Source organism: Mesorhizobium subarcticum, assembly GCF_055456085.1.
On sequence record NZ_JBVBEG010000002.1, the window covers coordinates 293,926 to 306,466 of the forward strand.

Here is a 12,541-nt window from a genome sequence, read left to right on the forward strand (position 1 = left end):
TTTGCAGGGACGGCTGAACGATGACGCACAATGAGGACGCTAAGAAATACATCACACACTACCTAGACCCAGGCCAAGCGAGCGACTTTGCCATATTGCTCGATGGGCCTTGGGGGTCGGGCAAAACCCATTTTATCAAGAAGCTCCTCAAAGAGCGGGATGACGCGGCCAAAGGGGCTGATCCCTTGGCAGGGTCCGGACACCTTTATGCAAGCCTATACGGGGTTAAATCGCCCGGAGAAATCACCGAACAATTCTTCGCACAAGCGCACCCACTGCTCAATTCACGCGCAGCCCGAATTCTCGGTTCGAGTATCTCAGGGGTAGCTCAGCTCTTCACCGGGGCGAAGCTGAACGAGAGTGGCAATAACGGCGATGTCGTCAAAGACATGGTCTTAAAGCTCGAGGGACGGATTCTCGTTTTCGACGATCTGGAACGCTGTTCTATGCCGATCTCGGAAGCAATGGGTTTTATCAACAGTTACGTCGAGCACGAAGGGCTCAAAGTCATCGTCATAGCCAATCAGGCGGAAATCCCAGCCGATCAAAGGAGCGAATACGATAGACGAAAAGAGAAACTCGTCGGAAAAACGCTGCGCGTCGGGTCGGACCCTTCGGACGTTTTTGATCTTTTTGTTCGGGATATTGCTAACAAGCCCGCTCAAGCTGCGGCCACGGCCTCCAAGGAAGCGGTTCTAAGGACATTCGCCGCCTCGGGGAAAAGCAATTTTCGCAGCCTCCGTGCGGTCTTTGCTGACTTCGATCGCCTGGTTTCACTAATCGATGACAAAGTTCAAGCATCTTCAGACGCACTCCACCGCCTGCTCCTGTTTGTGGTAGCGACTGGACTGGAGTTTAGAGCTGGCAATCTGGGTGTCGAGGAGTTGTCGAATCTCTCAACGTCGCTCAGCATGCACCGATTCAATAAGACTTCAGAAGAGGAAATGGACGCGTCGAAACCTGCGTACCTGCTCGCGATATATCAAGACGTTGAATGGAGCAACCCGATCGTCCCTCCTGATCGATTGGCTCATCTCTATGAGACCGGCATCGTCGATGTGGAACCCATAAACAAGTACGTGTTGGAGCACCCCGTGGTTGTTGGTTATAAGAGCGCCCCAGCATGGCGTCAGCTATGGAGTTGGACAGATTTGCCTCGCGAGCATTATGAAGCGGCTCGCACACAGCTGGTGGCGGAGCTAAATAATCACGAATTGATCCACCCTGGCATTATTCTTCACGTTGCCGGCGAAATAGTCAGCCTGGCAAGTTGGGGTGACCATATCTTGGGAAAGGGCACGGACGTCGTCGCCTACTTTGAGGAGTATTTGAAGAATCTTCTCGCCAGTAGTCGAATGGTTCCAGCGAGAGGCGTCTTCGATTCATTCGGCGGTTCCTTCGCTGGCTTGGGCTACCCCAGCGAACAGACGGATGAATTCAAGCAAATCTCGAAAAGCGTGCGAGAGGCGACCTTTGAGGCATTTTCTGGACTGATGAAGAGTGAAGCGCCCGCGCTATTGAAGAGGCTGCAGGACGCGAGTGGTGAGGCCCATTCGGCGCTGTACGAGTATGGAATCGACGAAGGTAACTACGCAGATTGCCCTGTGCTGCATCACATCCGAGCAGATGACTTCGCTGATATCATGGTTGTGGACTCTCGTCCTATTGGGCGGCTTTTTGCGTCATTAGCAAAGCGATACGAACATGATGAACACAGCGGACTTTTGATCGAAGAGCATGAATGGATAACGAAATTGAGGGAGGAACTTACGAAGAGAGCTGTCAGGGCTCCTGTGCCGCATAACGAGCTTATCGAAACGCGGATCAAGTCGTATTTCGAGAAGATCGAAAAATCATGCGCCATCGCTAAGGCTCGCGAAGCAGACGAGTTGTAAACGGCATATGCGCACTACCATCTCCCCAGGTGTTCCGTCATTTCTCCCGAAATGTTTGGCCCGGGCTTGCGTTGCCGGACAGCACAAAAACGACCGGGAAAATTATATAGAAAAAGCAATTACATAAGAGTGCCCAGTTTCATCTCGTCCGGCGCGCCAGTTTTCTCAACTAGAGCAGATTCGACTTACTCCGGGTCATACCCGGCTGCCTCGAAGTAGTTTCGGCATTCGGCCGGTTTGAAGGCGTCGAGGCAGTCGGCGATGACGGACCAGAGTTGATCGATGGAGCGGGCGGCTGCTTTTCTGAGTAGGGCTTTGAGCTTCGAGAACGCCATCTCGATGGGATTGAAGTCGGGCGAATATGGCGGCAGCAACAGAAGCCGTGCGCCGGTCCTTTGGATGGCCTCGCGAACGCCGGTGATCTTGTGAGCCGGCAGGTTGTCCATGACGACGATGTCGCCGGGAGAAAGTTCAGGCGCGAGCACCTGTTCGGCATAGGCCAGGAAGGCGGCGCCGTTCATCGGCCCGTCGAGCAGCATCGGTGCGGTCAGGCCGTTCAGCCGCAGTCCAGCGGTGAAGGTCGTGGTCTTCCAATGACCATGAGGAACCGGCGCACGGCAGCGTTCGCCACGTTTGGCCCGCCCGCGCAGCCGCGCCATCTTGGTGGAGGCCGCAGTCTCATCAATGAAGATCAGCTTCTCGGGGTCGAGATCGAGCTGGCCGTCGAACCAGGCGCAACGGCGCGCCTTGACGTCGGGGCGCTGTTGTTCGCTGGCATGCGCCGTCTTTTTTTAAACGTGACGCAGCGCCTGTCGAGAAACATCCAGATCGTCGAAGGAACCACGCGCACGCCATGCCCGGCCGCCAGCCTCTCGGCAATCTCCGCCAGAGTGATGTCGGGCGTCTCCTCGATCAGGCCGAGGATGAAGGCTTCGTGAGGATCAAGCTTCGAGCGCGACGGTTGGCCCTGCTTGCGTGCCGCCATCTCACCCGTCTCGCGATAGCGGCGATACCAGTTCCCCGCCGTAGCAATCCCGATCCGGAACCGGCGTGCTGCCTCCCGCGTCGAAACACCCTCCGATATAGCCAAAATCACCCGACCGCGAAGGTCCGCACTCAAGCTGCGTGTCATCGTCATCTCCCTGCAAATCACAGGGAAAATGAAACAGACTTCCGCCACCGCGTGAATCCCAAATGTGACTCGGCGTTCACGGAAAATGCTCTAGTGGAGACCTGTGCGCGGGTGTCTGGACTGGCGTGTTGATGTGTGATTCTCTCAATCAGTACAATGGATTGAGGGATGCGATGTCACGTCGGCGCATTGGTCAGGAAAAGTTTGGTTTTGCCGTTGATCGCGGCCAGCATTCGTCTTTGGATGCGCTTGCCAGACTGATTGACTGGGTGCCGATCGATCAGGCCCTTTGTGTGATTTCCTGCTCTTCGAAGGGCGAGCCTGCCTGGCCGCCAGAGGCGTTGTTCAAGGCGATGCTGCTGTCGATCTGGTACGACTTGTCCGACGTCAAGCTTGCCGAGGCGTTGGACGACAGAGGATCGTTCCGACGGTTCTGCGGGTTTTCGGCTCAAGAGCAGACACCTGAGCGAACGGCTTTCGTGCGTTTTCGAAAGGCTCTTGTGGCCCATGGTCTGGACAAGACGCTGTTCGACGAGATCACCGGCCAGCTCAAGGCCAAAGCGATTCAGGTGAAGACCGGCACGCTTGTCGATGCGACGATCATCGCCTCGGCCAGTGAGGATGACGAAGAGGGCCATTGGGTCAAGCATAAGGGCCGACCAGCGGTTCATGGCTTCAAGGCCCATGTCGGTGCCGACGCCGATACAGCTCTGGTCGAGGAGATCGCCGTCACACCCGCCAACATCAACGACGGCAAGGCCGGTCCCGATGCTCTGCCTGACAATCCCGGCCAGGTGTTTGCCGATAGCGCCTATCGCGGCAATCATTTCGGCGACGCGGTGCGTGCCAAGGGTGGAACGCCACGCATCGTCGCCACCGGCATGTGGGGACGGGACGAAGCCGAAACACTGGCACGCCTTGAGGCCTGGAACCAACCGATCCATCGCATTCGTGGCCGGATCGAGAAGATCTTTGGCACGTGGAAACGAAGCTACGGCCTTCGCCGGATGCGATGGCGAGGGCTTGCAAAGGCAGGCGTTCAAATTCGCCTCACTGCCATCGCCTACAATATGAAACGCAGTTTGAAGGTCATCACTATGGCTGGATAGCGGGCAAAAACACCACTGACGCTCACACGAGAGCGTCAGAAGACACAGCCGTCGACGTCGGCGCTGATATCTTTGCACCGTTTACCTCGGAAGCGGAAAAGATCAAACAAAATCAACGCTAAATGCTTCCCGCGCACAGGTCTCCTAGTGCATTGATTCCAACACTTGGTGCCCACGTCTGACGGCTGCGATGATGTTGTCAGGGTCTGCTTTCCAAATGAACGGCTTTGGCTCTTCGTTGTGCTCTTTGATAAAGCGGTTGATGGCTGCCTGAAGATCAACGACGGAATGAAAGACACCATTTTTCAGTCGTCGCCGTGTGAGCTTTGCGAAGAAGCCCTCGACGGCGTTCAACCAGGAACACGATGTCGGAACGAAGTGGAATGTCCAGCGTGGGTGCCGCGCCAACCAGGCCCGGACCTTCGGCTGTTTGTGCGTCGCATAGCTATCCAGGATGACGTGAACCGCCTTATCCTTCGGCAACTGGGCCTCGATTGCGTTGAGGAAGCGGATGAACTCCTGATGCCGGTGACGCTGCATGTTGCGGCCAATGACGGAGCCGTCGAGGACATTCAGGGCAGCGAAGAGTGTCGTGGTGCCATGGCGCTTGTAATCATGGGTCATCGTGCCGCCGCGGCCCTTCTTCAAAGGAAGTCCTGGCTGCGTCCGATCGAGCGCCTGGATCTGGCTCTTTTCATCGACGGAAAGGACAATGGCATGGGCCGGCGGCGAGACATAGAGCCCGACGACGTCGTGCAGTTTCTCGGCAAAAGCCTTGTCATTCGACAGTTTGAAGCTGCGCCAGCGGTGCGGCGCAAGGCCGTGCTCGTGCCAGATCTTGACGACCGAAGACGCCGCGATCCCAACGGCCTTGCCATCGCACGAACGGTCCAGTGCGTGGCCTCCTGCCTGGGCGTTTCCAGAGTCAGAGCGAGCACCCGGTCGACAAGGTCAACCTCAAGCGGCGCAGTGCCGGGCGGCCGGCTCTTGTCGCGCAAAAGACCGTCTACACCTTCCGCCATGAAGCGTTCCTGCCAACGCCAGACGCAGGTCTTCGACTTGGCCGTCGCCTCCATGATCGCGACGGTTCCCAGACCCTCGTCGCTCATCAAGATGATCTTCGCCCGCCACACATGCTTTTGAGGCGAACTGCCCGCCGAAACGATTGCGTTGAGACGAACTCGGTCAGCCGCGGAAACCTCAAATGTAATACCTTTGCGCATGCACCATAGTCGCATACTCCCGCAAAAATTAGAATCCAAAATCGGACTCTTTCGTCTCGATCACTCCACTCTCATGATTGCTGACAATGGCCTTTGACATAAGCTGCGGCCCGCCGATCCGATCGGCGGTCGAGGCACTTGTACGGCGGATATGAGGTGCAAGAGGCGGGACTTGAACGTCGGTCAACAATCTCTCATCCGCGGGTCGGGCCGCATGACCTGGTTTCGTTTGGGGCTGCCTCTGTCTAGGTGGCGAGCGTCGAGGCTCATAGTGGAGACGAGGGCTCCCCGGCATTGTCCCGCCTCCAGCGCCGCATACCGCGCCGAGGCTGATCCTGTGTTGTGGTCTCCTCTGTTGGCTGTCTGTCAAATAGTGGTCACGCCGCCTTTGGCGCGGACTGAACCGTGCAGGCGATCGACCAGATGAAGCCCACCATCTCGCGTGCGATGGCGACATTGACGACGTTCGCATTCTTGCCGCGCGCGCTCAGCCGACGATATCGGGTGCACAGTCGAACTTGCGCTTTCCACCCGATATCGCGAACGACTTTCGGCAGCGCCTCGATCCGGTCGACCTTATGCCGGCCGATGCGCGCTCTCATCCGGTAAGCCCAGGCGCCTTCGACCAGCGCGCGCCGGGCATGAGTGTTGCCGGTCTTGGTGATGCCGCCGCGCCAGACGGTCTCACCACTCGATTGTTCTCCGGGGACCAGGCCGAAATAGGCCATGAGCTGGCGTGGGTTTGAGAAGCGTGTGAAGTCACCGACCTCCGCGACCAGCACCACGGCATTAATCAGCGCGATGCCGCGCATCGCCTGCAAGGCGTCAACGACCGGGCGCTGGTTCCATTCCGGGAGCAGGCTGAGTATCTGTTCCTCGACCTGCTGCAGGCGCCGTTCCGCATCCATGACGGCATCGACGTAGTCCTGAAATGCGATCTGCTGAGCGGGATGGTCGAAGGCCAATGTCGAAAGCCATCGCCGGTAAGCCTTTCGCCAGGCCGTCCCACGCTCATGCTTGCGCCCGTGACGCAGCAGAAATCCTTGAAGATGTTGGCGCGCTCGCGTCACCACCTGTCGCACGACGCTGCGCAGCCGGATCAGGTCGCGCATGGCTTCATGATCGGCGTCGGGCACCCAAACGGGGGTCAGCTCTCCGGCCCGATTGAGGCGAGCGAGCATGGTGGCGTCGCGACGGTTCGTCTTCACCCGATCGCCAGGCTTCCGCGGAATCAGCGACGGCGCCACCACGTCGCACCGATGGCCGAGGCGCGTGAGTTGGCGATGAACGCCATAGCCGCCGGGCCGGCCTCATAGCAAAACGCCAGCGGCTTGCCGGACCGCCCGAGACGGTCGCACAGCTTGCTGATGGTATCAGCATCATTGGCAATCTCGCCGAGATAGTCCACCGCGCCGGAGCGTCCGCTCTCCGCCACCGCGACCGAGATCCGTTCCTTGTGAATATCCAAACCGACAAATCTGATATGGTCCATATGGCCCGTCTCCTATGCATGAGGCTCTGCGCCGGCCAGCCGGCTTAACCCTCGTACCGTTGCATATCGGATGACGGGCCGCCCTCAGGCCCAGCAATCATAGGGACTAGTTAGTTTTCGTCCACAAACGCTTCTTTTTGCGAGCATTTGCAATGGTTTGTTGGCCGTTGGTGTGCGTTGAGTGGTATGGACAGGATCGAGGGCTGGCGATCGAGCAGAAAGGCGTTGTGGGGGCGATCACGCGCACGCCACGAGGCCGGCTGTGCCGGTGCGACGCAATTCCGATGGGTCAGTGTCAAGTCGGCTTGAGGCGCGTGAAGACGACGAGATTGTAAGCCACGACCGAGGACCAGACTTAGCTCTTGAAGTGATCAAGGCCGCGCCAGGTGCAGCGCGCCAAGCCGTAAGCGCGCTTGAGGCATGAGATGTCGGCCTCGATGCCGGCACGGAAGTTGCGCAGCTTGCGATAGACCCAATTGCTTCTGACCATGTCCTCGATCCTGAGGCCGGCTTTCTTGTGGAATGCCATGTCGTGAACGCCCAAGGCCTTGGCTGTAGCCAGATTGCCGCGACTGGCAAAGCCGCCGTCGGCCGCCGCCTGCCGCGGCGCGTGACCATAGAAGGCGATGTGGCGTTCCAGCATCGGCAGCAAGCGGTCGCTGTCGCGCGGATTGCCCGCCTCGATCACCAGATCGAGGATCATGCCGCTCCTGCCGGTGGTCAGGTTGAGCTTGTGGCCGTATTCGGTGGCGCGGCTGCCTTTGACGATGATATCGGCATGGGGCTCGAACAGGGGATGTCACATTAACTCAGTAAAGTGCTTTTTCCATCGCGCCGCGCCGATTCTTGACGTAACCGGGGCAGATTACCGGGCAGTCAGGCTTGAGCGGCTTGCCTAACGAGATCCGGGAGCGGCGGAATCGACTCTTGTGTTGGTATGCCGAGGCGGTCGCCGAGATAGCGGAAGAATGAGACGTCGAGCTTGATGCAGGTCTTCATCAGGCCGAGCAGGACGTCGCGGGCATTCTTGCCTGCCTCGCTGACGGTTCCGCCGGAGATCTTGCGCTTGGTGACGAAGGTGCGGATGTCGTTTTCCGAACCATTGGTGTGGAGTGGGATCTCGGGACGATCGAGAACGCGCAGGAGTTCATGCTTGCGGCGATGCAGCCTGGCAAGAAGCCGGTCGAGCATGACGTAGCCGGTTCGTCGTTTGAACAGGCGCTCGAAGCGGGCGCGCAGGGCCGCCGCGTGGCGCGGACAAGGAGCACGCTGGTAGCTCTTGAGGTCGCGATAGAACCACCAGATCAACTGGCGCATGATGTCGACGGCCTGACGTTGATCCGGGGTCACGGGTATCAATTTGTGGACGAGCCGCTCGGCGTGGACCCAGCACAGAGCATGGTCGCCGATGCGGAACTGGCCGGCATCATCGGACACGACCACGGTATCGCCAAGAAAGCCGTGGTGGCGGATCGCTCCCCACATCGCCCCTTCGGTGGCGATCCTGACTGGGTTGGGCTCAACCGCGAGCTGGTCGAGGCCGAGTGCGGCCAGATGCGCCTGCCATGCGGCGCTGTCGGCAAATGCCTTGTGCGGCGCAGCCGCCAAGCCGCGCGATCACCGGACCGGCGAGGTTGCGGCCGCGCATATAGGCCAGGGCCTCTTCATTGATGAAGTAATCGCTGTGCCCGGCACGCAAGCGTCGCCAGGAACGCCTCCCGTGACTTCGATCGCCCGGTGCGGAACGCGGTGAAGCGGCGATCGCCGATCTGGGTGGTGTAGCCGTCCTGGTGGGCGTGGCGCGCCGACGTATCATCGACGGTGATCCAGGGCGCCGTAGCCAGCCCGGCGCGCAGCACGTCACGGTCCTCCGCCGCGAAGGCCTCCAGGCCCTCCGAAATCAGCCGCACCACCTGGCGCTTCGAAATGTCGACCCCGATCCCGGTCAACAACGCCGTCAACCGCTCCGTCGTCACCTGGCCTTGAATGTGACAGGCCAGAATGAAGCGGCGCAGGTTCGCGCCCCAGCCGCCGATGATCCCCGCCGGCAAGGGCGCCACCATCGTTTCGCCGGTCGGTGTCACCCAGCGCTCGCGGCGATAGCGCACCACCTCGGCCGACAACGCCAGATCGCGCACCAGGATCGTCTCATACCCCTTGAAGCGAGAGCCCGCAGGAGCGCTCACCGCAACCGTCACCTCGCGGCTCACGCGACCGCCGTCGCGCTTGGCGCCGCGCCGGCGGCGCTTGCCCTTGCCAGATGTCGGCTGCGTCGCCTTCTCCATGCCCGATGGCTTGGTCGGCTTGACCGGGGGACGCGGCGGCAGGTCCTTCAGCCGGGCGATCTCATCCTTCAGGGTCTGGTTCTCGGCGCGTAGCGCCTGGTTCTCGCTCTCAAGGCTCTCGACCCGGCCTTGAAGACCGCGCACTTCGCCGATCAGCGCAGAAACCAGCCCGCGGAGTTCCGCGAGCGACAGGCCTTCAAGCGAATCAGTCGGTGGTAGCGTCACGCAAAGGGTGAATCACGAACGCACGCGCCTGCAAACCCCCACCGCCCGGTAATCTGCCCCGGTTACATTCTTGACGCCATAACCTTTTGATTTCTTTGCAAACTTTTTCGCTTGACGAGTAGATAGTAGTATTTCTCATTAATGTGACATCCCCGTCGGAATCGATGTTGCGAAGCAGAGGAATGCCGTGGCGATTGCGGAAGCCGGCCGGGAAGGAGAGGTTCGCTACTTCGGTGAGGTCGATGCATCGGACACAAGCATGCGCCGCGTTATCCAACGGATCGCCGCCAAGTTCGATCGGATTCACCTCTGCTACGAGGCGGGCTCACACCTGCGGCCCTATGCCGCCACGCTAACAGCAACACACGGCTGCGCAACTCGACCGGCCCCGGCGATCGCCTGTTGCCCAATCCGCCCTCAGACGCGCAATTCTCAACCGAGGACTCTGGCGTCAGCCGGTGCCAAAGCTGGTCACAGCATTTTGTCCGAGTCCGATTGACGACAATCTGTGTTCAGATCCAGACATCCTAGGGGTTAGGATCAAGCCGGCCAGGGGGCGACTCCTCCGATTTGTGGTCGCTGCTCACAACCCGTTTGGTGGCATGCCAATTGCATATTCATAGCCATGATACGTGTTCCGACATGGCCCGTCGCGCAGTCTTTAGCCCAGGAGTTCACATGACATTCGTCCGAACGCAATACAGGCTGCGCATCCCATGGGACGCCCCGGCTCCATTGGATCTCGCTGCGATCGGCAGACAGGATTGCCATCCCGAAAACCGCTTTCAGCCTGTTGTCAGCTAGGGCTGCCATAAGGGTTCTCGTAAAACAAACATTCAGGAGAACTTATGACTCGACCACATGAATATCGGCCGCTTCGCCGGCTCTCCCAACGGGACATAACACCAGATCCTCTTCAAATCCGTGATGATCCAAAAGGAAAACGAAAAATGCCTACCTCAGAAAAAGACGCTGTGGGGCGCTCGAGGCTCCAGAAATTGCGGTCTCACTGGCCACGAACGATACTTGCTGCCACAGCGTTGGCCATTGTAATGACCGCTCCAGCTCCAGCCGTCACCCAAGACGCTGACAAGCACTACTCCGACCAAAGCTCGGTTGTTGAAAGCTGGAGTTGTATACTTCGGGCATTGTGCATTGGCCCTCCACCGGTGAAATAATCGCTATCGCAGGGGAAATGGGCAGAGCGGCACAAGACGGCCGTTCGCGTCGCTCAAATACATAATAATCCCATGTTTTTGGCGCCGAGTTGCAGCCTGGGATCCGAGTTCTTTCGCGAAGGCCTCGATCTCGGCGTCGAGCACAAACTGCCCCCCTCCAACATTCTCAGGATTCATTCGGAGGGTGAGGAGGGGTACACGGTGATCGGGAGGGGCTACCCGACCACTTATAAGGAACCGGAGTAGGGTGACACGCGATAACAGGGATCGCAATCGAGTTTTCCCACGGCATCGGTCAATTTCTCGGTTCGCGAACGTGACGTTGCGCCAGAATGGACATTCTGCTGAATTTCACCTGCCGGCGCTGTTTCGTGGACGCGCGCTTGGGACTCCCATTTCTATTGCCCGTCTCGGCTCATGCCGGGGCGGGCTTCTTTGCGTTCTGGGAGGATTTGCTCACCATGGTTCAGAGTGGCGGCCATGGAGATCGCCTCAGAAGCGGCGCCCAATCGGAAACATTAGCACCTCCGCGTTTTGGCGTGGCTGCTTGAACTCTTCGACGGCAACCGCCTCAATTAACAGGTCCAAGGCTTCGCGCCCCCTTCGGCTCATCGGGTCATCGCCACGAAGGTAGTGATACGCTCGATCTAAATGAACTCGGGCGGCGGAAAAATCGCTTGTCATATGACCCTCTCAGTAGCCGCCCGCATTAGCCGTCTACGAGGTGAGGGTCGCGCAATCGTCAATATCCACAGACGGATTTGATTTAAATCCGGGATAATCGGGGGAGTAGGGGTCGGAACAAGAGCAGTGCGAAATCGTACGCGGCCTTTATCAACCAAAGACAGCTACGGCTGATTTGATGATGATGCCGCCATCCGGGCTTCGGCGCATCTGACGACCCGTGGCGGTGCGAAAAACATTCGTCAATTGCAGCGCAGGCGGCACGCGCGACCACAGGGTTCGCACGCTCTCCCGGCCATGCCGGGTTTTGCGAATGACGTTTCCTGTGACGACGCGCTGCGACCATCGGAAGCCGATCTCGTGGAAATACAGGTCGGCATGCTGCGGGCTGATATGATGAAAGACGCCGGCGATGGTACGGCGGACGCGGGAGTTGAAACCTTCGACCGAATTGACGTGGACGGCGTCCCGGACATACTCACCGCTGGAATGCTTCACGGTCTCGTGCTTGGCAAAGCTCTCACCAATGGCCATGAATGCCTTCCACTCGTCGCTCATCAAATGAGCTCCCAATTCGATCTGCGCTTCAATGACGCGTTCGCTTGCTCGCGCCGAGAGACTGGTCACGACCGCGGCACGCGCGTCACCGGACGGAGCGCCGGGCGTGACGTCGGTCGGCCGCTGCACCATGGCCATGACTGGCGTTTTGTCCGTATTCGCCTGGCCTTTCCGGCCCCGTCCCGGAGGTGGGTCATCCGGCCGCTTTCGGGGACTTCCCCCGAGATGGAAATGGTCGATCTCAATCGTGCCGACGAGCATGTTCTCCCGCGCCACCATGAGACGCAGTGCATGTCCCATCCGCCAGGCCGTTGGCTGGCTCACCCCGAGCGCCTCGGCCAGGCGCACCGACGACAAGCCCTTGTCGGATTGCAGTAACAGCCACATTGCCTTCAGCCAAACACGCAAGGGAAGCTTCGTGGAGTGCAGAGGCGTGTGTGTCGTCACCGTGAACTGGTACCGGCAATCGCCGCTGGAACATTGATAAAGACCCGGTCGGGCGCGCCGCTTGCCGGTATCGCGGCCGGCAAGCGCAATCGAACGTTTGTATCCGCAGGCGGGGCAGATCCGGCCATCGGGCCACACCATGCTTTCCAGCAACCGACGGCAATGCTGCTCATCCCGGAAGGCCGCGATCATTTCTTCAACAGTCCGAATGTTGGAAAGCGCTGCAAGCATTTCAGGCATTCTCATCTCCTGCAGATCAGCCCGAAGAATCGCATGAAAGGCCGGAGATCACAAGGATATTGCGGTCTTTGGT

Annotated in this window: 5 protein-coding genes and 5 pseudogenes; 3 read left to right on the forward strand and 7 right to left on the reverse strand. The window is 59.1% G+C overall.

Going from position 1 to position 12,541, the window contains the following annotated elements:
- Nucleotides 1-20 precede the first annotated feature (20 nt).
- On the forward strand, nucleotides 21-1,895 hold the full coding sequence (locus ACZYHG_RS33230) for a P-loop NTPase fold protein (RefSeq protein ID WP_464615247.1): 1,875 nt from the start codon (nucleotides 21-23) through the stop codon (nucleotides 1,893-1,895).
- A 185-nt stretch (nucleotides 1,896-2,080) separates the two neighbouring features.
- Here ACZYHG_RS33230 and ACZYHG_RS33235 read toward each other — a convergent pair.
- A protein-coding gene (locus ACZYHG_RS33235; protein WP_464615248.1) for an IS630 family transposase occupies nucleotides 2,081-3,027 on the reverse strand; the annotation gives its coding sequence in 2 pieces (ribosomal slippage) (nucleotides 2,081-2,688 and nucleotides 2,688-3,027; 948 coding nt in all).
- 173 nt (nucleotides 3,028-3,200) lie between these two features.
- On the opposite strand from ACZYHG_RS33235, the gene ACZYHG_RS33240 reads away from it, so the two are divergent.
- Nucleotides 3,201-4,136, forward strand: coding sequence for an IS5 family transposase (locus ACZYHG_RS33240; RefSeq protein ID WP_464609580.1), 936 nt, complete (start codon nucleotides 3,201-3,203; stop codon nucleotides 4,134-4,136).
- A 144-nt stretch (nucleotides 4,137-4,280) separates the two neighbouring features.
- On the opposite strand, the pseudogene ACZYHG_RS33245 reads toward ACZYHG_RS33240, so the two are convergent.
- The 4 pseudogenes from ACZYHG_RS33245 to ACZYHG_RS33260 all read right to left on the reverse strand — a co-directional run bounded on the left by ACZYHG_RS33245 (nucleotide 4,281) and on the right by ACZYHG_RS33260 (nucleotide 9,328).
- Nucleotides 4,281-5,359 (reverse strand): annotated as a pseudogene (locus ACZYHG_RS33245) (IS630 family transposase).
- Nucleotides 5,360-5,736: 377 nt separating this feature from the next.
- A pseudogene (locus ACZYHG_RS33250) lies at nucleotides 5,737-6,851 on the reverse strand (IS110 family RNA-guided transposase).
- Between the two features lie 355 nt (nucleotides 6,852-7,206).
- A pseudogene (locus ACZYHG_RS33255) lies at nucleotides 7,207-7,644 on the reverse strand (transposase); the annotation flags it as partial.
- Between the two features lie 83 nt (nucleotides 7,645-7,727).
- Nucleotides 7,728-9,328 (reverse strand): annotated as a pseudogene (locus ACZYHG_RS33260) (IS66 family transposase).
- Nucleotides 9,329-9,509: 181 nt separating this feature from the next.
- On the opposite strand from ACZYHG_RS33260, the pseudogene ACZYHG_RS33265 reads away from it, so the two are divergent.
- Nucleotides 9,510-9,686 (forward strand): annotated as a pseudogene (locus ACZYHG_RS33265) (IS110 family transposase); the annotation flags it as partial.
- A 1,345-nt stretch (nucleotides 9,687-11,031) separates the two neighbouring features.
- Here the strand turns inward: ACZYHG_RS33265 and ACZYHG_RS33270 are convergent.
- Together ACZYHG_RS33270 and ACZYHG_RS33275 are read right to left on the reverse strand one after the other, a co-directional pair.
- Entirely contained in the window at nucleotides 11,032-11,223 is a 192-nt protein-coding gene (locus ACZYHG_RS33270) for a hypothetical protein (RefSeq protein WP_258580801.1), read from the reverse strand.
- 150 nt (nucleotides 11,224-11,373) lie between these two features.
- Nucleotides 11,374-12,468 (reverse strand): IS1595 family transposase, encoded by a 1,095-nt coding sequence (locus ACZYHG_RS33275; protein WP_464615249.1) that lies wholly within the window; start codon nucleotides 12,466-12,468, stop codon nucleotides 11,374-11,376.
- Nucleotides 12,469-12,541 lie beyond the last annotated feature (73 nt).

What these genes read in the sequence shown, in the direction of transcription:
- ACZYHG_RS33275 (WP_464615249.1), bottom strand. Translation starts at nt 12,468, where the DNA reads ATGCCTGAAATGCTTGCAGCGCTTTCCAACATTCGGACTGTTGAAGAA.
- ACZYHG_RS33240 (WP_464609580.1), top strand. Translation starts at nt 3,201, where the DNA reads ATGTCACGTCGGCGCATTGGTCAGGAAAAGTTTGGTTTTGCCGTTGAT.
- ACZYHG_RS33270 (WP_258580801.1), bottom strand. Translation starts at nt 11,223, where the DNA reads ATGACAAGCGATTTTTCCGCCGCCCGAGTTCATTTAGATCGAGCGTAT.
- ACZYHG_RS33230 (WP_464615247.1), top strand. Translation starts at nt 21, where the DNA reads ATGACGCACAATGAGGACGCTAAGAAATACATCACACACTACCTAGAC.